The sequence below is a fragment of the Euzebya rosea genome (assembly GCF_003073135.1).
Taxonomy (GTDB): domain Bacteria; phylum Actinomycetota; class Nitriliruptoria; order Euzebyales; family Euzebyaceae; genus Euzebya; species Euzebya rosea.
Window position 1 is genome coordinate 84,520 of sequence record NZ_PGDQ01000007.1, and the last position, 20,067, is coordinate 104,586.

General features: G+C 72.6%; 21 protein-coding genes and 1 pseudogene. 11 read left to right on the forward strand and 11 right to left on the reverse strand.

Annotated elements, in window-relative coordinates:
* Positions 1 to 26: 26 nt before the first annotated feature.
* The gene (locus tag CUC05_RS11375) at positions 27 to 434 is read right to left on the reverse strand and encodes an MmcQ/YjbR family DNA-binding protein (protein ID WP_170127991.1); all 408 of its coding nucleotides are present in this window, start codon (positions 432 to 434) and stop codon (positions 27 to 29) included.
* Positions 435 to 505: 71 nt separating this feature from the next.
* Between CUC05_RS11375 and CUC05_RS11380 the strand changes: the two genes are divergently transcribed.
* Both CUC05_RS11380 and CUC05_RS11385 read left to right on the forward strand, forming a co-directional pair.
* A complete protein-coding gene (locus tag CUC05_RS11380) occupies positions 506 to 1,057 on the forward strand; it encodes a DUF427 domain-containing protein (RefSeq protein WP_108666236.1) in 552 nt (183 codons plus the stop codon).
* Between the two features lie 4 nt (positions 1,058 to 1,061).
* Entirely contained in the window at positions 1,062 to 2,042 is a 981-nt protein-coding gene (locus tag CUC05_RS11385) for a ketopantoate reductase family protein (RefSeq protein ID WP_108666237.1), read from the forward strand.
* Between the two features lie 265 nt (positions 2,043 to 2,307).
* Here the strand turns inward: CUC05_RS11385 and CUC05_RS25605 are convergent.
* A pseudogene (locus CUC05_RS25605) lies at positions 2,308 to 3,534 on the reverse strand (DUF2142 domain-containing protein); the annotation flags it as partial.
* Between the two features lie 113 nt (positions 3,535 to 3,647).
* Here CUC05_RS25605 and CUC05_RS11395 point away from each other — a divergent pair.
* A complete protein-coding gene (locus CUC05_RS11395; protein ID WP_205712276.1) occupies positions 3,648 to 4,325 on the forward strand; it encodes a DedA family protein in 678 nt (225 codons plus the stop codon).
* On the opposite strand, the gene CUC05_RS11400 is transcribed toward CUC05_RS11395, so the two are convergent.
* Positions 4,309 to 4,620 (reverse strand): GNAT family N-acetyltransferase, encoded by a 312-nt coding sequence (locus CUC05_RS11400; protein ID WP_108666239.1) that lies wholly within the window; start codon positions 4,618 to 4,620, stop codon positions 4,309 to 4,311. The two genes, CUC05_RS11395 and CUC05_RS11400, sit on opposite strands and share 17 nt — an antisense overlap.
* Before the next feature lie 83 nt (positions 4,621 to 4,703).
* On the opposite strand from CUC05_RS11400, the gene CUC05_RS26030 reads away from it, so the two are divergent.
* From CUC05_RS26030 to CUC05_RS11415, 3 genes are all read left to right on the forward strand, one after another.
* On the forward strand, positions 4,704 to 5,963 hold the full coding sequence (locus CUC05_RS26030) for a methyl-accepting chemotaxis protein (protein WP_108666240.1): 1,260 nt from the start codon (positions 4,704 to 4,706) through the stop codon (positions 5,961 to 5,963).
* Between the two features lie 82 nt (positions 5,964 to 6,045).
* Positions 6,046 to 6,720 (forward strand): hypothetical protein, encoded by a 675-nt coding sequence (locus CUC05_RS11410; protein WP_108666241.1) that lies wholly within the window; start codon positions 6,046 to 6,048, stop codon positions 6,718 to 6,720.
* Positions 6,721 to 6,778: 58 nt separating this feature from the next.
* Positions 6,779 to 7,768: an NAD(P)/FAD-dependent oxidoreductase gene (locus tag CUC05_RS11415; protein WP_108666242.1), complete on the forward strand. Its 990-nt coding sequence runs from the start codon at positions 6,779 to 6,781 to the stop codon at positions 7,766 to 7,768.
* Between the two features lie 29 nt (positions 7,769 to 7,797).
* Here the strand turns inward: CUC05_RS11415 and CUC05_RS11420 are convergent, their stop codons facing one another.
* The 3 genes from CUC05_RS11420 to CUC05_RS11430 are packed head-to-tail and all read right to left on the reverse strand — an operon-like array spanning position 7,798 to position 8,761.
* Positions 7,798 to 8,286, reverse strand: a complete 489-nt coding sequence (locus CUC05_RS11420; RefSeq protein WP_157965463.1) for a Clp protease N-terminal domain-containing protein — start codon at positions 8,284 to 8,286, stop codon at positions 7,798 to 7,800.
* Positions 8,287 to 8,288: 2 nt separating this feature from the next.
* Positions 8,289 to 8,516, reverse strand: a complete 228-nt coding sequence (locus CUC05_RS11425) for a helix-turn-helix domain-containing protein (RefSeq protein WP_108666244.1) — start codon at positions 8,514 to 8,516, stop codon at positions 8,289 to 8,291.
* Between the two features lie 32 nt (positions 8,517 to 8,548).
* A complete protein-coding gene (locus tag CUC05_RS11430) occupies positions 8,549 to 8,761 on the reverse strand; it encodes a hypothetical protein (protein ID WP_157965464.1) in 213 nt (70 codons plus the stop codon).
* A 73-nt stretch (positions 8,762 to 8,834) separates the two neighbouring features.
* Here CUC05_RS11430 and CUC05_RS11435 point away from each other — a divergent pair, with 73 nt between their 5' ends.
* Genes CUC05_RS11435 through CUC05_RS11445 form a run of 3 tightly spaced genes read left to right on the forward strand, consistent with a single transcriptional unit; the run spans position 8,835 to position 11,647 of the window.
* Positions 8,835 to 9,278 carry a CBS domain-containing protein gene (locus CUC05_RS11435; RefSeq protein ID WP_170127992.1) on the forward strand — a complete coding sequence of 148 codons (444 nt, stop codon included), beginning with the start codon at positions 8,835 to 8,837 and terminating at the stop codon, positions 9,276 to 9,278.
* Between the two features lie 39 nt (positions 9,279 to 9,317).
* Positions 9,318 to 10,856 (forward strand): iron-siderophore ABC transporter substrate-binding protein, encoded by a 1,539-nt coding sequence (locus tag CUC05_RS11440; protein ID WP_205712277.1) that lies wholly within the window; start codon positions 9,318 to 9,320, stop codon positions 10,854 to 10,856.
* Complete coding sequence (locus tag CUC05_RS11445; protein ID WP_108666247.1) at positions 10,853 to 11,647, forward strand: siderophore-interacting protein; 795 nt, start codon at positions 10,853 to 10,855, stop codon at positions 11,645 to 11,647. The genes CUC05_RS11440 and CUC05_RS11445 overlap by 4 nt, the downstream gene beginning before the upstream one ends.
* On the opposite strand, the gene CUC05_RS11450 is transcribed toward CUC05_RS11445, so the two are convergent.
* The 3 genes from CUC05_RS11450 to CUC05_RS11460 are packed head-to-tail and all read right to left on the reverse strand — an operon-like array spanning position 11,617 to position 14,608.
* Positions 11,617 to 12,543, reverse strand: a complete 927-nt coding sequence (locus tag CUC05_RS11450; protein WP_108666248.1) for an ABC transporter ATP-binding protein — start codon at positions 12,541 to 12,543, stop codon at positions 11,617 to 11,619. The genes CUC05_RS11445 and CUC05_RS11450 overlap by 31 nt on opposite strands.
* A complete protein-coding gene (locus CUC05_RS11455) occupies positions 12,540 to 13,604 on the reverse strand; it encodes a FecCD family ABC transporter permease (RefSeq protein WP_108666249.1) in 1,065 nt (354 codons plus the stop codon). The genes CUC05_RS11450 and CUC05_RS11455 overlap by 4 nt, the downstream gene beginning before the upstream one ends.
* The gene (locus tag CUC05_RS11460; RefSeq protein ID WP_205712278.1) at positions 13,601 to 14,608 is read right to left on the reverse strand and encodes a FecCD family ABC transporter permease; all 1,008 of its coding nucleotides are present in this window, start codon (positions 14,606 to 14,608) and stop codon (positions 13,601 to 13,603) included. Before CUC05_RS11460 ends, CUC05_RS11455 begins: the two co-directional genes overlap by 4 nt.
* A gap of 146 nt (positions 14,609 to 14,754) precedes the next feature.
* On the opposite strand from CUC05_RS11460, the gene CUC05_RS11465 reads away from it, so the two are divergent.
* Positions 14,755 to 15,819, forward strand: coding sequence for a pirin family protein (locus CUC05_RS11465; protein WP_108666250.1), 1,065 nt, complete (start codon positions 14,755 to 14,757; stop codon positions 15,817 to 15,819).
* A gap of 16 nt (positions 15,820 to 15,835) precedes the next feature.
* On the opposite strand, the gene CUC05_RS11470 is transcribed toward CUC05_RS11465, so the two are convergent.
* Together CUC05_RS11470 and CUC05_RS11475 are read right to left on the reverse strand one after the other, a co-directional pair.
* Entirely contained in the window at positions 15,836 to 17,245 is a 1,410-nt protein-coding gene (locus CUC05_RS11470) for an NAD-dependent malic enzyme (RefSeq protein WP_108666251.1), read from the reverse strand.
* Between the two features lie 74 nt (positions 17,246 to 17,319).
* The gene (locus tag CUC05_RS11475) at positions 17,320 to 18,105 is read right to left on the reverse strand and encodes a hypothetical protein (protein ID WP_108666252.1); all 786 of its coding nucleotides are present in this window, start codon (positions 18,103 to 18,105) and stop codon (positions 17,320 to 17,322) included.
* A 116-nt stretch (positions 18,106 to 18,221) separates the two neighbouring features.
* Here CUC05_RS11475 and CUC05_RS11480 point away from each other — a divergent pair, with 116 nt between their 5' ends.
* On the forward strand, positions 18,222 to 20,009 hold the full coding sequence (locus tag CUC05_RS11480) for an HD domain-containing phosphohydrolase (protein ID WP_108666253.1): 1,788 nt from the start codon (positions 18,222 to 18,224) through the stop codon (positions 20,007 to 20,009).
* Positions 20,010 to 20,067 lie beyond the last annotated feature (58 nt).

The window sequence follows — 20,067 nt, forward strand, 5'->3', positions numbered from 1 at the left end:
CGCTGGATGACGCCCGTGACGGGCCGCTAGCGGTTCGTGGACCGGTCGGCGTCCAGCCGCGCGACGCGTCGCACGCCGGCCGTCCTGCGGTAGGAGTCCTCCAGCAGCTCGGCCACCTCGTCGAAGTCGCTGTCCTCGTCGAGGTCGAGGCCGATCCACCCGGACGGCCCGAGGTAGGCCGGCACGAAGAACCGGGCGTCCTGCCGCAGGGACTCGTGGTCCGTCGGCTCGGGCAGGACGATGACGCTCTGCTCGTGCTGCACCCATTCGCCGTCCACCTTGACCGCGCCGCCGTAGTAGGCGAAGACCTTGGTGGTGAAGAAGGCGGGACGGCCGTGGGAGACCTTCTCCGCTGCGTCGGGCAGGGCCAGCGCGAGGTCACGGACTCGGGCCAGCACGGGATCGTCGTCGTCGAACATCTGCGGATGGGGCATCGCCCGGGAGTGTTCCACAGGCTGCCGAACCGGCGCGTGGTGCCCGCCGCGGTCCGAGGCAGTATCGGGGCATGAGCGCATCCGTACCGGACTGGTTGCAGGCTGCCCGCGACAAGTGGACCAACCGGGGGTCGTCCCGCCCGTCGTTCGCGGTCGACCCGGGTCCCGGGCAGGAGTCGGTGTGGGACTACCCACGGCCACCGGCCGTCGTCCCGGACCACCGGACGGTCGAGGTGCGCGCGGGCGACGGCACCCTCCTGGCCCGCAGCGACCACACCGTCCGGGTGCTGGAGACCTCCCATCCGCCGGCGTTCTACCTGCCCGCCGACGGCGTCGTGGCGGGTGCGCTGGAGGCCACTGCCGGCTCGAGCCACTGCGAGTGGAAGGGACGGGCCGAGTACGTCGCCCTCGCTGGATCGGCCGAGCCGGTCGGCTGGCGATACCCCTCCCCCTATCCGGAGTTCGCCGACCATGCCGGGTGGGTGTCGTTCTACCCGGATCGGGTCCGCTGCACCGTGGACGGCGAGGAGGTCCGCCCGCAGGCCGGCGGGTTCTACGGTGGCTGGATCACCGACGACGTGGTCGGGCCCTTCAAGGGCGAACCCGGCTCCGAGGGCTGGTAGGGCGATGACCACGAGCACCGACATCCGGACCGTCGTCGTCGGGGCGGGTGCCATCGGTGGCGCCCTCGCCGTGGGGTTGGCGGAGTCCGGCCAGGAGGTGTCGGTGGTCGCCCGGGGGGCACACCTGGACGCCATCCGCAGCGGCGGGCTGACGCGAGAGGCCCCGGACGGCTCGACCACGGTCACGATCGAAGCCCACGGCCACGTGTCGGACACGACCATCGGCGAGGACACCGTGGTGGTCCTGGCCACGAAGGCCCATCAGGTCGAGCCGGTGCTCGATGACCTGCTCGCCCACGGTGGACCGGACGTCCCGGTCGCCTGCATGCACAACGGCATCGAGGGCGAACGCCTGGCACTTCGCCGGTTCCGTCGGGTCCAGGGCGTCCTGATCAACGTCCCCGGTGTGCACCTCGAGCCGGGCATCGTGCGTGTCCATGCCAACGAACCCCGAGGCGTCCTCGACGTCGGGCGGTACCTGTCGGGTCGCGACGACCTGAGCGTCCGGCTGGCGGCGTCGTGGACCGCGGCCGGGTTCCTCTCCGAGGCGACCGACGACATCGTCGCCCGGAAGTGGGCCAAGCTGCTCGGCAACGTCGGCAACGCCCTGCAGGTCCTCTGCGGCACCGAGAGGGAATCCTTCGACGAGCTCTACGGCGTGGTGCGCGCCGAGGCCGAAGCGGTCCTGGCCGCTGCCGGGATCGTCCCGGACCTGGAGGTCCAGCATCGTCGAGCCGCGATGGTGGCCCGGGCCGACATCGGGGCCGACCGGCGTCCCGGGGGGTCCACGTGGCAGAGCGCCGTACGCGGCCACTCGGACTCCGAGGTCACCATGCTCAACGGGGAGATCGTCCTGACCGGACGGCTCCACGGGATCCCCACCCCGGCCAACGACCTGGTCCAGGCCGAGACGCTGAGGCTGCTGCGGGACGGCGACCCGGTGGGTTCGCGGGACCAGGCGGCGCTGCTGCGCCGGCTGGGCTGACGTCCCCGGACGGTACCGTCAGGCCCGCACCGGCCAGCAGGACGACCCCGGCGGTGACGACCGCCAGCCAGGGCAACCATCCCGCCACCGGGTCCCACGCGGCGTCGGTCCAGAACACCAGGGGGCCGCTGGTCCCCACCCCGAACCGCCGCGCCGTGAGGTACCACGCGATCGCCTGTCCCCCTGCACAGGCGACGACCACCGGGCTGACGGCCCACGAGGGCAGGGGCCGGGCCAGGACGGCCACGACCGGCACCAGCACGAGGCCGGGCAGCAGGTGTCGGCCCTGCAGGTCGAACCCGGTGTGCTGGTAGCTGAACGCCCAGAAGGCCGCCCCGAACGCCAGCGTGCCGACGACGACCGCCGGTGCGGTGAACCGGGCCCGGACCCGCTCGGTTCCCGCTGGCGTCGCCGGGCCCAGCGCGCTCCATCCGACCACGCCCACCACCAGCAGGATCCACCCGAGGGTCATGGTCCGTGGGAGGGAGAACTCGAACAGGTTGAACTCCCCGACGGCATGTCGCAGCAGGAGCGGGACCCGGTCGAGGAACTCGGCCACGGCGGGCGCGACGTCGTCCGTTCCCACCGGGGTGTCGACCAGGGCCCGAGCGTTCCACATGATGCCGAGCACGAGCCCGCTGGCGTACCCGGCGCCCCAGAGCAGCAGCGACCGCCAGCGGGTGGCGACGACGGCCCGCACATCGGCCTGGAGCAGGACCGCAGATCCCAGGGCCAGCAGGGCCCACACCACGCCGGGTTGTCGTCCCAGCGGGAGGAGCAGCGCCGGCACGACCGCAGCAACCGCCCACCACGTCGAGGCGTCGGCTCGCAGCATGCGCCACGACAGCGCGAGGCAGGCGAGGGTCAGCCAGGTCTCCTGCCCGCTGGGGTTGAGCACGGCGCCCAGGTACACGGCCATGGGGGTGAGGCCGAGCACCACACCGGGGAGGACCCGACGGCCCAGCGGCGCGAGGGCAGCCAGCGTGGCCCCGAGCGTGACGAGCACGGCCAGCACCTCACCGATCCGCGCCCATGTCAGCGCCTCGGTGTCGCTGTCGCCCAGGCGGACGAGAGCCGCCGGTGCCGCCACGGATGTCGGGGATGTGGTGCCGGTGTTGGTGGAGGCGTTGCGGCGATCCGGTCTCGGATCGGGTGGCACGTCGATGCAGGTCGCGGGTTCGTCGGCGTTGCGTGCGCAGTCTCGCCCGTGCGGCACGAGGTGCTCGGGCATCGACACGAAGGTCGTGGTCTCGTGGGCCCACCAGAAGGCGGCCAGGCGTTCGGGATCGGCCGCGACGTCATCGGGGGGTGTCGGGGGCCGCGGCGCCAGCCCGAGCACCTGTCCGTCGGCCAGTCCCCACGTCCTGACGTAGTGGGCGACCTCGTCCGGCGCCTGGAACGGTGGCGTCGCGGCCAGCCACCCGACGAGCAGCAGCGCGTAGCCGAGCCACGCGAGCACACCTGCCGGTCCCCGATACCCCCTGCGGTCCATTCCGCCATTCTCCGGTCACCTCGACCCGAGGGAGCAGCATCGGTCCATGTCCCGTCGGGCGATGAGCCGGTACGGCGGGTTCCGTGCCGGCGATCCCGGGTAGGCGTGGCGATGTGACCTCGACCGCCCTCCTCGCTGCTGCCGCCGATCCGTCGGATTTCACGGGCCTCGTCGGCTGGGTCGTCGACGTCGTCGCCTCCGGCGGACCCGTCGGGGTGGCGTTGCTGCTCGCGCTGGACAACGTGTTGCCGGTCGTGCCCAGCGAAGTCGTCCTGCCCTTCGCGGGGTACCTGACGTCCACCGGGGACCTGTCGTTCTGGGGCGTGCTGGTCGCGGCCACGATCGGCTCGACCGCCAGCGCGTACGTCTACTACGAGATCGGGCGCCGCCTCGGGCACCGACGGGCGCGCTCGGCCCTGGCCCGCCTGCCGCTGACGGAGGTCGACGACCTGGATCGCGCCGGGGACTGGTTCGGGCGTCACGGCACGGCAAGCGTCCTGACCGGCCGCTTCGTGCCGTTCGTGCGCAGCGTGATCTCCTTGCCCGCGGGCACCGAGGGCATGGGCCGGCGTCGGTTCGGGATGCTCACCGCGCTCGGCAGCGGGATCTGGAACGCCGTGTGGCTCTGGGCCGGTGCCGCCATCGGCGAGCGCTGGACGACGGCCGGTCAGTACTCCGACTGGATGAACCTGGCGGCTGCCGTCGTGGCCGTCGTGCTGATCGGTCGGTACGTGTGGCGTCGGCGGGGCCGGCTGCCGTGGACCGACGGCGAGGTCAGTCGGACTCGATGAGCCGGCGTCGGTCCTCGTCGACCACGCCCTGCATCTCGGGGTGCCGCTCGAGCCACCCGGCGACGAACGGGCAGATCGGCACGGCCTTCAGGCCGTCACGGTCGGTGGCCTCGAGGGCTCCCCGCACCAGCACGCTCCCCAGGCCCCTGCCCTCGTGCTCGTCGGCGATCTCGGTGTGCACGAACAGCCGTCGACCGCCCCGGTCGTGATAGACGGCCAGCCCGGCCACCTCGCCGTCGACCAGCACGGTGTACCGGTGATGCTCCTCGTCGTGGGTGACCGTCGGTTCAGCCATGCGTGGAGCCTACGACAGTTCCTCAGAATTCGTACGGGGCGGCCGATGGGCCTGTCGATCCCGGCCGCACGGAAGGAACCCACATGCGGGAGACCATCGCCAGCTGGCTGCCGAGCCAGACCCTCGACGACACGACCTTCGACCGGCGCCATCGGTTGCTCGTCCGGCTGCTGGGCCTCCACGTGCCCGCGCTCGGTCTCGTCGGCGTGGTGCAGGGCGTGGCCCCCTCGCACCTCGTGTCCGAGCTGGCCATCATCCTGGCCCTCGTGGCAGGTGCGGTCCTCTGGAAGGGACAGCTCACCCGCTCCGCCGCGGTCGCTGCGGGACTACTGACCTGCTCCGCGGTCCTCGTCCACCTCACGGCCGGCAGGATCGACAGCCACTTCCACTTCTTCGTGGTCCTCGCCTTCGTCGCGCTGTACCAGGACTGGCGCCCCTACGCGATCGCCCTGGCCTTCGTGGTCGGCCACCACCTGGTGCTCGGCCTCCTCGTGCCGGAGCACGTCTTCCAGGGCATGGCGGCGGGTGACAACCCCTTGCCGACGGTGCTGCTGCACGCCGGCTTCGTGCTCGGTGCGGTCGCTGCCCAGATGTTGCTGTGGCGCCTGGTCGCCGAGGCGCAGGAGGCTGCCGAGGAACGCGTGGTGGCCGTGGCCACCGCCAGGCACCGCGACGAGCTCCGCCAGCAGCAGCGGCAGGACGAGGAAGTCGGTCGCAAGGCCGCGCTGGCAGCACGGCTGGTCCAGGAGCTGACCGAGGTGACCCGGGCGGCGGAGACCGTCCTCGGGTCGGTGGCGCAGGTCGACCACATCACCCAGCAGGTCGTGCGACAGAGCACCGTCTCCCGTCAGCACGTCAGCGCAGCGGTGAACCGGGTCAGCGACCTCACGACCGCGACCACGCAGGCCCGCGACGCCATCGGCGACATCGAACGCATCGCCGCCCAGACCGACCTGCTTGCGCTCAACGCCAGCATCGAGGCCGCCCGTGCCGGCACCGCGGGACGTGGTTTCGCCGTCGTCGCCGACGAGGTGAAGGACCTCGCCCGCCAGAGCGCCGACCTGACCGTCGAGGTGATCGGCAAGGTCGCCGAGGTGGACGACGTCACGTCTGCCGTGAGCACCATGATGTCGGACACGTTGGCAGGACTCGGTCAGGTGGGCGACGCCCAGCAGACGTTGCTGGACGCGATCGCCCAGCAGCGCGACGCATGCACCGCCATCGGGGCCCTGATCGCGCGGGCCGAGGGCCTCGTGGCCGAGATGTCCAGCGAGCGTCTGCTCGACGACACCGTCCCGGGCGAGGTCGCCCCCGCTCGCCCACCGGTCCTCACCTCGGCCTGACGCCGGGCCCACGTCGGCCGGGTCGCCGCCGTGCCCCATCACCGCCCGGACGATGTCGCAGGCAGGCTGTAGCGTTCCCCGAATGGTCAAGGCCGTTCGGGGACTCCGACTCCACCTCGCGAGGGCGTTCGACGAGCTGGAGCACCGCGCCGAGCGGACCGGTCCGCTCGCCCGATACACCGTCGACGTCTGGCAGCCCCGAGCCCCCATACCCCCGGACTGGTGGCCCTGGTGGCCGCCCGTCGGCGTGACCGCCCTCGGCGGTCCCGTGGCCCTGCAGGCCGGCTGGGCGCTCGGCACGGCCTGTGCCCGGGCCGCCCGAGGCGGGCCCGTGCTCCTGGTGGTCCCCGTGGCCATGCAGCGCTGGGTCACCGACATCCTGCTGGCCCACGCCGGCGTGCCGCTTCACCTCATCGGGGCCGGGGCGCTGCAGCTCGACCAGTGGCAGCGGATCTCGCGTCGTCTCGGCGTCCTCGCCGACGCGCCGATCAGCATGATGGACCCCGCGGAGGAACCCCCCGATCGGTACCTCCCCGACACCGTCACCGTCGGGTTCTGCATGACCGACGAGCAGCTCGCCACGGCCGCCGCCCTCGGCCGCGACGCGAGCGTCCGCACCGTGCACGTCGGCGGGTGGGCTGACCACGGCAGTGCGCTCCGCCTCGAGGTTCGGGGCGAGGACGGGGTCGGCATCGAGGGGGTCCGTCGCAGCCTCGGGTTCGACTGGCCCACCCTCCAGGTGGTCGCCCCTGACTGATCTTGCCGCTTACGCAAGGACCAGTGCGCCACGGACATCCCTGCGTCACCGTGGTCCCATGACCACCACCACATCGCGTTCCGGTCCGACCACACCGCTGCCCGCGGTGGATGTCCTCGTCATCGGCGGCGGCGCCGCCGGCTTGGCCGGGGCCACCACGCTCGCCAGGGCCAGGCAGTCCGTGCTCGTCGTCGACGCTGGCAGTCCCCGCAACGCCCCCGCCGACGGCGTCCACAGCTTCCTCGGCCACGAGGGCAGGTCGCCAGCCGAACTCCTCGCGCTGGGTCGGCGGGAGCTGGCCTCCTATGGGGGTCGCATCGTCGAGGGATGCGCCGTCACGGCTCGCCAGGAGGCTGACAGCACCGTCGAGGTGGCCCTCGAGGACGGTCGGCGCCTGCGTGCTCGTCGGCTGCTCGTCACCACCGGCCTGCGGGACGAGCTGCCCGACGTCCCCGGTCTCGATGCACGGTTCGGTCGCGACGTCCTGCACTGTCCCTTCTGTCACGGATGGGAGGTGCGGGACCGTCGCGTCGTGGTCCTCGCCAGCTCGCCCGCGGGGGTGCACCGCGGGCTGCTCTGGCGGCAGTGGACGGACGACGTCACCCTGATCGACCAGGGTGGGCTGGCGGCGGCCGGCGATGACCTCGACCCGCTCGCCGCACGTGGCGTAGGAGTCCTTCGCGGTCCGGCGATCGGCCTGGCCATCGAGGACGACATCCTGACCGGCGTCAGGCTGGCGGACGGCCGGGTGGTGCCGTGCGACGCCCTGGTCGCCCACGAGCGCATGGTGGCGCGATCACCCGTCCTGGACGCGCTCGGGATCCACGCCGAACCGATCGAGGCGTTCGGGGTGGACATCGGCGAGGTGTATCCCTCCGACGCCACCGGTGCGACGTCGGTGCCGGGGGTGTGGCTCGCCGGAAACGTGACCGACCCCATGGCGCAGGTCATCACGGCGGCAGCCGCCGGAGTGCGGGCCGGGGCGGCCATCATCGCCGACGTCGTGGCGGAGCAGACCGCGCGGGCGGTGTCCAGGCAGGCGGGCTGACCGTCCCGACCGGTGGTCGGGGCTCGTGATCAGTCGCCGAGCTGGGCGCGAGCGGCTGCGGCGACGGCCTCGGGATCGACCTCGAGCATGGCCACCGTGCGCGCCCAGGTCCCGCGGGTCTGCTCGCTGGCGGCGAGGACGACGTGGGCGCCCCTCAGCCGGCCACCGGTCTGCTGGTGCAGGTCGCGGGTGCGACGGAAGGCCGCATCCGCGCCCGCAGACATCCGGAACAACCCACGGAAGGGCTGGGCCGGTCGCGTCGGCTCGCCGTCGTCGGCAGGGGCGCCCAGCGCCGCGTTGTGGGTGCGGCGGATGGCGGCCGGCAGCTCCTCGGGGTCCAGCCCAGCCGCACGGAGGGCCCTGGCGGCGGTTCCGTCGGGCAGGGCACAGGCGGACAGGACGAGATGCTCGACGTCGGGCAGCTCCTGGCCGTCGGCGTTGGCGGCGGCCTCGGCGCCGCTCAGCAGCCGGGTGACGGTCCTCGTGTCGCCGAGGCGGCGGATGATTGTGGCCAGCACGGTCAGGCTCCTTCGGTTCGGGTTCGCGCCACGCGTCGCGCATGGCGCTTGTGCACCGCCTGCCGGCTGACGCCGAGGGCTTCGGCGATCGCGGCCCAGGTCCACCCCTGCGCGACCGCTTCGTCGACCGCGGCGATCTCGAGCCGGTCGGCTCGTCGACGTAGCGCGACCACCGCCGCGAGGGCGAGGTTCGGGTCTGTCGCGTCCGGCACCACGATCACATCGGGCATGCGTCAACCGTAGTTGACACCGTGCGGACGTGTCAACCTTGGTTGACGGCCCGTTCCCGGCCCGCTTCCAGGACGGCGCGACGCAGCTCGTGCTCGAGGTCGGCATCGCACTCGTGGAAGCCCCGGTCGGCGAGGCCCTCCCGGCTGCACGCCGCCACGAGCCCGGCCCGCTCGAGGCCGCGATGCACCTCCACACGCTCCGCGGCGTCGTACAACCCGTGGAGGTCCATTCCCAGCCCCGCCATGCCCGTCCTTCCCCGGCGATGGGTGATACTCCAGCCGATCGATCCTACCGACGCCGAGGGAGGCGACGCAGCGATGACCGTGCGGCAGTGGATGGCCAGCGACCCGGTGGTGGTCGACCCGACCGTCGAGGTGCACGAGGCCCGTGCGACGATGCAGCGCAACGGCATCCGCCACCTCCCCGTCGTGCGGGATGGCGTCCTGATCGGCATCGTCAGCGATCGCGACGTCCGTATCGACGCGGGGTCACTCGAGGCGTGCGGATCCATCGAGGGGGTCAAGGACGTGTCCGGCCACGGACGCGAGGTGTCGTCGGTCATGGCCACCTCGGTCCACCACATCGGCCCGGACGCCAGCGTCGGCGACGCCGCACGCGTGATGATGTCACGACACATCAGCGCCGTTCCGGTCGTCGAGGACGGACGGCTCGTCGGCATCATCACGACCACCGACTGCCTGCTCGCCGCCCTGACGGCGGACCCCGACCTGGGATCCGGCGCTGGGTCACGAGCTCCCTGAATTTTAGGTAAGGCTAACTTCATACGCTACAACGGGTGCATGAACGCAACCCGCCACCGCCGCGTCCCCGTGCACGCCGCCGCCGCCCTCGTCGTCATCGTCCTGACCGCCTGCGGAACGTCCCCCGACGCCGTCACCACGGCCTCGACCGACGCCGTGTCCGAGGCAACGACCTCCTCGTCCTCCTCGTCCTCCTCGTCCTCCTCGTCAACCGCGACCGGGCCGGCCGAGGACGACGGCGCGCTGTTCCCCGTGACCATCGAGCACCAGTTCGGTGAGACCGTTGTCCCGTCCGAGCCCGAACGGGTGGTCACGGTCGGGTTCAACGATCAGGACGACCTGCTGGCCCTCGGTGTGGTGCCGGTCGGCATCCGTGACTGGTACGGGGACCAACCCCACGCCGTGTGGCCGTGGGCGACCGAAGCCCTCGGCGACGCCGAGCCGGAGGTCCTGTCCCCCGCCGAGCTCGACTTCGAAGCCATCGCCGCACTCGACCCCGACCTCATCATCGGCGTCTCCTCGGGCATGACCGACCAGGACTACGGCTTGCTCAGCGCGATCGCGCCGACGATCGCCCAGTCCGCAGACTTCGTCGAGTACGGGACCCCCTGGCAGGACCGCGCCCTCCGGATCGGTCGGGCCGTCGGACGGCTGGACGAGGCCCAGCAGCGCGTCGACGACATCGAGGCCCGCCTCGCGGAGATCCGCGATGACCACCCGGAGTTCCAGGGAGCCACCGCCGCCGTCGCCTTCACCTACGACGACCAGCCGGGTGCGTACGCCAGCGAGGACGGCCGTGCGCGGCTGCTCGGTGACATGGGGTTCGTCACTCCCGAGGCCTACGACGACCTGGCGGGTGACCAGTTCTACGCATCGTTCTCCGCCGAACATGCCGACCTGCTGGAGACCGACGTCATCGTCTGGGTCTCCTCGGGGGCCGAGGCCGAGGCCGCGATCCGCGACATGCCGTTGCGGGACACCCTCACCGCCGTCCAGGAGGGCCGAGAGGTCTTCCTCGACACCGTCACCGCCGGCGCCTTCTCCTTCGGCAGCCTGCTGAGCCTGCCGGCGCTCCTCGACAGCCTCGTCCCGCAGCTCGAGGCGGCGGTCGACGGTGACCCGGCCACGGCCGTGCCCGCATCGTCCTTCGGCGCAGCGTCCCCTGCGGAGTCGGCTGACCCCACCGACGACACCGGCGACGTCGACGAGACGCCGGAGCCCGTGGCCTTCGCCGATCCCGACGAGGCCGCCGCGGCCGCCGTCTGGGAGCTGGTGTTCGACTCCTCCGCCCCCGTCGAGGACAAGGTGGGTCACCTGGAGGACGGCGATGCCGTGACGGGCACCCTCCGGGCCTACGCCGACGCCGGGGACGGTGTCGGGGGAATCGTGCTGCAGCCGACGGCGGTCACGATCGACGCGGACTCGGCCACGGTGACCTACGACGTCCTGTTCTCGGGTCGCCCGGCCTACACCGACCAGACCGGCTCGCTCGTCCGGACCGACGACACCTGGACGGTGCCGACCGAGGCGCTGTGCGCGTTCATGGCCTCCGCCCGAGTCCCCTGCGAGCAGGGATGAGCACGGGCACCGTCCAGCCGGGGGCCGCGACGCCGATCCAGACGATGATCACCGCGGTCAGCCGCGTCGAGGACGTCCACCCGGCCCTTCGCCGGGTGACGCTGACGGGGCCGGCCATCGGCGACCTCGTGTTGCCCGGCCCCGAGGCGTTCTTCCACCTGCTCCTGCCGCCCCCGGGGCGGGCGACGCTGACCGTGGACACCTCGTTCACGTGGGAGGCGTACGCGGCCACCCCCGAGGGCGACCGCCCTCGGGGTGCGTACTACACCGTCTGGGAGCACCGGCCGGCCAGCGCCGAGATCGACGTCCTCGTGGTGCTGCACGGCGGCGTGGCGACCGCGTCGGCCTGGGCCGCGCGGGCGAACCCCGGGGACCCCGTCGCGATCTGGGGCCCTCGGACCGCGTTCGCGCCGCCCCCCGCAGCCAGCAGGTGGGTGCTGTGCGCGGACGAGACGGGCACGCCGGCCGCCGCGGGCGTCCTCCGGGCCCGGCCACCGGGCACGCCCGCGATCCTGCTCCTCGAGACCGACACCCCCGCGACCCGCCAACCGCTCGGCGACCTGCCGGACGTCGAGGTGCGCTGGTGCTACCGCCGGGGCAGGCCGGCCGGATCGACCACCCTGCTGCCCGATGCGCTGGCCGACGAGTCCCCGGGCCCGGATGCGTTCGTCTGGGCGGCCGCCGAGCACGAGGCGGTGGCCGCCGTCCGCGACATCGTCGCCGCCGCCGGGGTCCGGCGTGCCCACCGCTCGTTGCTGGCCTACTGGCGCAGGTCGGCCCCAACCACCTGACAGCCACCGTGGGCGACCGGCGTCGCCCCCGTTCGGTGGGCTGCCCCGAGCGGCAGCACCAGCGGGGTGCCCGACACCGGGTCGGTGATGATCCGACAGGGCAGGCCGAAGACCTCCTGCACACGGTCGGCGGTGACCACCTCCACCGGAGGGCCCTCGGCCACGATCCGTCCGTGACGCATCGCGATCAGGTGGTCGCCGTACCTCGCGGCCTGGTTGAGGTCGTGCAGCACTAGGACGATGGTCCGCCCGTGGCTCGTGTTCAGCTCGCGCAGGAGGTCCAGCACCTCGATCTGGTGGGCGAGGTCGAGGTAGGTCGTCGGCTCGTCCAGCAGCATCACGGGGGTCCGCTGGGCGAGCGCCATGGCGATCCACACACGCTGGCGCTGGCCACCGGACAGCTCGTCGACGGGACGGCTGGCGAGCTCGGACGTGCCGGTCGCCTCGAGGGCCTCGATCACCGCCGCTTCGTCGGCATCGCTCCACTGGGCGAACCAGCGCTGGTGGGGCTGCCGGCCACGGCCGACCAGGTCACCGACCGTGATGCCCGACGGGGCGATCGGCGACTGGGGCAGCAGGCCGAGGCGCCGGGCGACCGCCTTGGTGGGCATCCGGTGGATGTCGTGCCCGTCGAGGTGGATCGTCCCCGTGGTCGGGCGCAGCAGACGGGCGAGGCCACGGAGCAACGTGGACTTGCCGCAGGCGTTGGCCCCGACGATCACCGTCACCTTCCCGCGGGGAACGGCCACGTCCAGGTCGTCGACGACCAGCCGCTGGTCGTAGGCGAGCGACACCCCCGTGGCGGTCAGCGCTGCATCCGCGGCATCGGCCTGGTCACGGCGAGAACGCGGGTCGGGCAGTGTGCGGGGGTGGGTGGACGCGGGTGTCGGGGTCATCGCGATGCTCCGATGCGGTGGGATCGGCCGAGCAGGTACAGCAGGTAGGGAGCGCCGACGAGGGCGGTGGCGACGCCCACGGGAAGGCCGCCCATCAGGTGCTGGGCGACGAGATCGGCCGAAAGCAGCATGCAGGCACCGGCCGCCATGGCGGGGACGAGCGCCACACCGCCGGTTCGCGACAGCCGCGCGGCGATGGGGGGTGCCGCGAGGGCGACGAAGGCGACCGGGCCGGCGGCGGCGACGGCGACGGCAGCAAGCAGGACGCTCGCCAGCACGAGCAGGGCCCTGGACCACTCGACGCGGGTGCCCAGCTGGCGGGCGGCGTCGTCACCGAGCTGCAGCGCACGGAGTGCCCGGGCTCCCAGGAGCGTCGGTGGCACGACGACCGCGAGCGCGACGGCGACCGGTCCCACGTGAGCCCAGCTGCGGCCGTTCAGGCTGCCGGTGAGCCACACCATCGCCTGGCTGGCATCCGACAGGTCCGCGCGGGTGAGGAGGTACTGCACGACGGCGGTGGCGGCGGAGGACAACCCGATGCCGATCAGGACCATCCGGTAGCCGCTGAGGCCGTCACGCCACGACAGCACGTACACGAGCACGGCCATGCTGATCCCCCCGATCAGGGCGCCGAGGGTGACGAGCAGGACGCTGGCGGTCCCGAGCACGATCAGCGCGACGGCTGCGGCGGACGCGCCGGCCGTGATCCCGATGATGTCGGGGCTGGCCAGGACGTTGCCGGTCACGCGCTGCAGCACGGCACCGGACAGGCCGAAGGCCGCCCCGACCATGATGCCGACGAGCGCCCTCGGCAGCCGGAGGGTGTGCACGACGAACTGCAGCTCCTCCGGCCCCCGTCCGAGCACGGCCGCCGGGATCGCCGACGGTGGGACCGGGTAGTCGCCGAGGACCATGGACAGGGTGAACAGGCCCACCAGCGCGGCGACGAGGGCGAGGGTCGCGGCGACGACGCGCCGTTCGACACGCCAGGACAGCGAGCCGACCCGGACGGCGACCCGCGAGCGGTCCTCCAGCGTCGCTGCGTCGAGGACGGGCGTCACGTCTCCACCAGCCGGCGCCGGCGAACCAACGCGACGAAGAAGGGGGCGCCGACGAGGGCAGTGACGACGCCGACCTGCAGCTCTGCCGGACGCACGACGAGACGGCCGACGACATCGGCTCCGAGCAGGAGCAGCGGGGCGAACACGAGCGAGGCCAGCAGCAACCAGCGATGGTCCGGACCCCCCAGTCCGCGGGCCACGTGCGGCACCACCAGGCCGACGAAGCCGATGGGGCCGGCGATGCTGACCGCCGACCCGACGAGCAGGACGATCGCCACCAGCCCCACCGCCCGGCCGGTGCGCACTCGGTGGCCGAGCGCCGTGGCCACGTCGTCGCCCAGGCCGAGGGCGTTGAGCACCGGTCCGAGCAGCAACGCCAGGGCCGTGCCGGTCAGCAGGAAGGGGCCGACCGCGGTGAGGACGTCGACCTCTCCCCCCACGAGCGACCCCACCACCCAGAACCGGAACTGGTCCAGGGTCCGCTGGTCCAGGAGCAGGATGGCGCTGGTGATCGCGACGAGCATGGCGGCGACCGCCGCTCCCGCCAGCGCCAGGGTGACCGGGGAGGACGACCTGCCGCGGGCTCCGAGGAGGTACACGAGCAGCGACGCGGCCGCGGCGCCGGTCATCGCGAAGGCCATCCACCCGAGGGGCGAGGCGATGCCGAACACGTTGATCGCGACGACGACCCCGACGGCGGCGCCCGCGTTGACCCCGAGGACCCCCGGGTCGGCCAGGGGGTTGCGGGTGATGCCCTGCACTATGGTGCCGGCCAGGCCGAGGGCCCCGCCGACGGCCAGGCCGATGATCGTCCGGGGGAGGCGCAGGGAACGCACGACGAGCTGGTCCCTGGACGTGGGATCGTGGTCGACGACCGATCCCCAGACCTGTCCGAGCGGGATGGGGCGAGCGCCCAGCGCGAGGCTGGCCGCGACGACGACGACGAGCAGCAGGAGGCCCCCGGACAGGAGCGTCACCTGACGGCGGGACAGGGCGACGGACACGGGGAACGATGGTAAGGAAAGGTTGACCTAAGTCCAAGTCGCCCTCACCGCTGCACATTGTTGTTGGGATTTGTACTATTGCTGGCGTGGCGCCATGACGTGGCGCACACTCGGCACAGCCGAACCCGACACCGAGGAGCGCTCCCGTGCACACCCCATCCGACGCGGTCATCCAGAAGGTCGAGCTGGGACGGGTCTGGCAGACCGTCGATCCGTTCCTGTTCTGCGTCCACCACGACGACGACTATCCCGAGGGCGACGAGGAGCTGGGGCCCTGCGCGCCGCTGGTCGGTCGCAACATCGGCATGGACTTCTCCGGCCGGGACGGCTGGTCGATGTACCACGGTTCCCTCGTCCCCGGGTTCCCCCAGCACCCGCACCGGGGCTTCGAGACGATCAGCTTCATGCGCCGGGGGTACATGGACCACTCCGACTCCCTGGGCGCCGCCGCGCGCTTCGGGCGCGGGGACGTCCAGTGGATGACCGCGGGTTCCGGCATCGTGCATGCGGAGATGTTCCCGTTGCTGCGCAACGACCGGCACAACGAAACCGAGCTGTTCCAGATCTGGATCAACCTTCCGGCCAGCGACAAGATGGTCGAGCCGCACTTCTCGATGTTGTGGGACCACGAGATCCCCAAGCACACGCTCCTCGACGACGCCGGACGGCCGGTGCACGTCACGGTGGTCGCCGGACAGGTCGTCGAGGGCCACAGGGCGCCGGCCCCTCCCCCGCACTCCTACGCCTCCCGCGCCGACAGCGACGTCAACATCTGGCACCTCGGCATGTCGGAGGGGTCGACGTGGACCATGCCGGTGGCCGGCCACCCCGACTCCGTGCGGGTCGTCTACGTCTTCGGCGACGGGTCCGTGCGCATCGGCGACACCGAGGTGCAGGGTGGTGAGGGCGCCGTCGTCCGCTGCGACGTGCCGATCACCATCGCCGACGACACGCCGGGCGGGCGCAGCACCGACGACGGGCACACCACCGAGGTGCTGGTCCTCCAGGGCCGACCCATCGGCGAACCCGTCGTGCAGTACGGCCCGTTCGTGATGACGTCGAAGGCTGACATCCAGAAGGCCTACGCCGACTACAACGAGACCGGGTTCGGCGGGTGGCCGTGGGACGTCAACGATCCCAACCACGGCCACGACGTGAAGCGGTTCGCCCGCCACGCCGACGGTCGGGTGGAGGAGCTCGCCGCCACCTGAGCGCGCAGCCGCGGCGTCAGCGGACCCGGGCGACCCCGTCGGCCACGGCGGCTGCAGCCACTGCCCGGCCCACGGCGAGGGCGACCTGGGTGTCCAGGGCGCTGGGGATGACCTCGCTGGCGGTCAGGACGTCCTCGGGGACGCAGGAGGCGATGGCTCGGGCGGCGGCGATCTTCATGCCCTCGGTGATGGAGTGCGCGTGGGCGTCCAGCGCGCCACGGAAGATGCCCGGGAACGCCAGCACGTTGTTGATCTGGTTGGGGTAGTCGCTGCGGCCGGTGGCCATGACGGCGGCGAGGTGCCCGACCTCCGACGGGAGGACCTCCGGCGTGGGGTTGGCGAGGGCGAAGACGATCGGGTCTGCGGCCATGCCGGCGATGTCCTCGGCGGTGACCAGTCCCGGTCCGCTGACGCCGACGAAGACGTCCGCTCCGCGGAGCGCGTCGGTGATCGTGCCGGTCAGCGCATCGCGGTTGGTGTGCTGCACGAACCACTGCTTGGCGGCGTTGAGGCCGTCGCGACCGGGGTGGATGATGCCGCCCCGGTCGACGCCGACGATGTCGCCCACCCCGGCCGCGAGCATGATCTTGGCGATGGCGGTACCCGACGCGCCGACGCCCAGGACGGCCACGCGCAGGGACTCCATCGACTTGCCGACCAGCTTCAGGGCGTTCTCGAGCGCGGCGAGGACCACGACGGCGGTGCCGTGCTGGTCGTCGTGGAAGACCGGGATGTCCAGGGACTCGCGCAGCCTGGCCTCGACCTCGAAGCAGTGCGGGGCGGCGATGTCCTCCAGGTTGATGCCGCCGAACCCGGGGGCGATCCGCTGGACCGCCTCGACGATCGCGTCGACGTCACCCTTCGGGACGTCCAGGCAGATCGGGTAGGCGTCCACTCCCCCGAACGTCTTGAACAGCTGCGCCTTGCCCTCCATCACCGGCATCGCCGCGTGTGGGCCGATGTCGCCCAGGCCGAGGACGGCGGTGCCGTCGGACACGACGGCCACGCTGTTCTTCTTGATCGTGTGCGTGAAGGCCATGCCGGGGTCGGCCGCGATGGCTTCGCACACACGGGCGACGCCCGGGGTGTAGGCCATCGACAGGTCGTGCATGTCCCGCAGCGGCATGGTCGAGGTGACCTCGATCTTGCCGGCCTCGTGGAACCCGAAGGTGCGGTCCTCGAACTCCAGGACCTCGCACCCGTCCAGGCCGTGCAGCGCATCGTGGACGGCCTGCATCTGTGCGGCGTCGATGCAGTTGACGATGAGGTCCTCGTCGAGGTGTGTGGTCTTCGCCTCGAACCCCTCCAGCGCGATGATGTTGCCGCCCACCTCGCCGACGGCGATGGCAAGGCGGCCCAACGTGCCGGGCACGTTGTCGAGGCGGACGCGGAGGCGGACGGAATACGCGGCGGTGGGGATGGTCACCGGCGCAGGCTACTTCGGTGACCATGGGGCAACGCAAAGCCCACCGAGACCTCCGGGTCCGGGTCGGTACCGGTTCAGTCGGCCCAGAGGGGGCTGTCGGCGATGTCGGGGCAGCCGGGCATCCCGTGTTCGAAGTAGTCGTCCCGGTCGGCGTCGAGGGTGACGACTCGTCCGATCGCCGACGCGGGCCGGTCGGCGGTCAGGATGTCCCACGGGTCGTCGGTGACATGCCCGTCGCCGGTGCTGTGGGGCGCGCAGTCGCGTGCCGCACCGAGCCCGTGGACCAGCTCGTGGGCGATCGTCCAGCTGGCGGTCGACGGCCAGACGGCGCTGCGACGGAGGTCGTCGCCGGCACAGTTGCCGAGCAGCAGCACGACCCCGTCCGGACCGCCGATGCCGCAGGTCCGCCTGACCGCGCCGTCGTGGTCGGTGGTGATGTCGGCCAGGACAAGCGGGAACACCTCGGGCCCGACGCGAGCGGTGATCGCCTCGTGGATCCGGAGGTAGGCGCGGTCCGGGTCGCCCACCCAGCTGTCGGGGCCCACCGGCACCCGCACGATCTCGGCGAAACCCGGTCCACGGCGGAACCGCCTGCCGGTCTGCGCCTCGATCCAGCCGATGGCGAGGTCCGCCTCGTGGAGCGCCGCGTCGGCGGTCAGGGCGTCGAAGTCGCTGCCCGGAGGCGCGGCCACGTACACGACCAGGGTGTCCCTGACGGACGGACCTCCCATGGCGAGGCCGGGGAGGACTCCCGTCGCCGCGATCGCGAGCAGCCCGAGGACGACCAGCGCGCCGACACGCCAGCCCGTCCGGGACCGTGCGGCCGGCTGCTCGTCCCAGACCGGTTCGAGGACCTCCACTCCCCTCCTGTCGGCACGCGCGTGGCCCGGCTTGACCCCCCCTGTCTCTGGGACAGCGGGGACTAGTCGATTTTCGGCATGGCCGCCTACGTCACCGTCCGCCTACTGTCGGTGACATGACGGCGGGCGACGCAGACGACGGGCAACGCTGGGGTGGACGGGCCGCCCTTGCGGGGGCACTGCGCGCCCTCGCCATCGTCGGACCGGCCGTCGCGGCATGGGTGGTGTGCACCGGGCTCCGGCAGGTCCTGCCCGCACCCGTCGACACCCTCGGACGACTGACCACCGGTGCGCTCCTGCTGGCGGTCGGCGTCGCGGTGGCGCTCGGCGTGACCCGTCTCGCCGCGAAGCTCGCCCCGCTCGCGTGGCTGCTGCGCATCGACACCGCCTTCCCCGACGTGGCACCGAGCCGCTTCGCCCTGGCCCAGCGAGCCAACCGCACCAAGGACCTGGTCACCCTGGCCCGGTCCCCGGAGACCCCTGCGGATCAACGCACGGCGGCGGAGCGCATCCTCGTCCTGGCCGCAGCCATCGCCGCCCACGACCGCCGGACACGGGGGCACAGCGAGCGGGTGCGCGCCTACACCCGCGTCGTGGGACAGGCCATGGGCCTTCGGGGCACGCAGCTGGACAAGCTGGCTTGGGCCGGGCTGCTGCACGACGTCGGCAAGCTCGTCGTCGAGCCGGAGGTGCTGACCAAGCCGGGACGCCTCGACGTGCACGAGCACCGACAGATCCAGCAGCATCCGGTGGCCGGCTTCCGCATGGCCGAGCCCCTCGTGCCGTGGCTGGGCGACTGGGGCAAGGCGATCCTGCACCACCACGAACGGTTCGACGGCACCGGGTACCCCTTCGGCCTGGCGGGCGAGGACATCTCCCTGGGCGGTCGCATCGTCGCGGTGGCCGACGCCTTCGAGGCCATGACGGCCAGGCGGACCTACAACACCCCTCGGACGCTCGAGTCCGCCCGGCAGGAGCTGGCCGACTCCGCGGGAACCCACTTCGATCCGGCGGTCGTCCGTGCGTTCCTCGCCGTGCCGGTGCACCGGCTGTCCCGCATCGCCTTGCCGTCGGCGGGCCTGTCCGCCAGCGGGGTCGCCGCAGGGCTCCTCGACGCCGCGACGCCCCTGCGCACGCTCGGGCGGGCGTTCGGACGGGTCGGCGCCGCCGGCCTGCTGGCCGGGGCCGGCGTCGTTGCGGCCGTCGCCGGAGCAGGGCCCGTGGAGCAGGTCGACGAGTCGAGTGTGGTGCGCGCCGACGCAACGACCCTGACCGTGGCGGGCCGTGACGTCACCCAGGTCGCCGAGGGACCCATCGCGGCGGCTGCCGCGGGGCTGCTGGAGACGGTGGCCGTCCATCCTGATGACGGCGACCGCCCCCCGAGCCCGGTCGCCGAGCCGAGCGTCACCCCCGACCCGACGCCCGAGCCGTCCCCCGTGCCCAGCACGATGCCGCCGACACCGTCGGCCACACCCTCCGCACCGGCGACCGCCCTGCCCACGCCCGGCGCGGCGCCCGCGCCGGTCCCCGAGCCCAGCGGCGGGCCGCTCGGCCCGGTCGTCCAGGCGCTGCCCGACCCGCTGGCGGGTCCGGTCACCCAGGTACAGGAGACGTTGGCGACCACCCTTGAGACCACGGTGCAGCAGGTGCAGGAGGTCCTCCCTCCCCCGGTCGCATCGACGGTCCCGACCGTGGCAGCGGTCGTGGAGACGGTGGTCGACACCGTGGAGGACCTGGTCGAGACGATCGTGCCGGTTCCGATCCCACAACCGCTTCCACCCCCGGTCGCCCCCGCGCCGCCACCACCGGCCCCGGCACCCGCTGGCACCACGGTGCCCGACGTGGTGACCGATGTCGTGGACACGGTCGGCGGCGTGGTCGACGGACTGCTCGGTGGCGGCTGATTCGTCCGACCGCCGACGGTTGTCACCGTTCGCCACTGTGGTGACCCGGTCGGCGGCG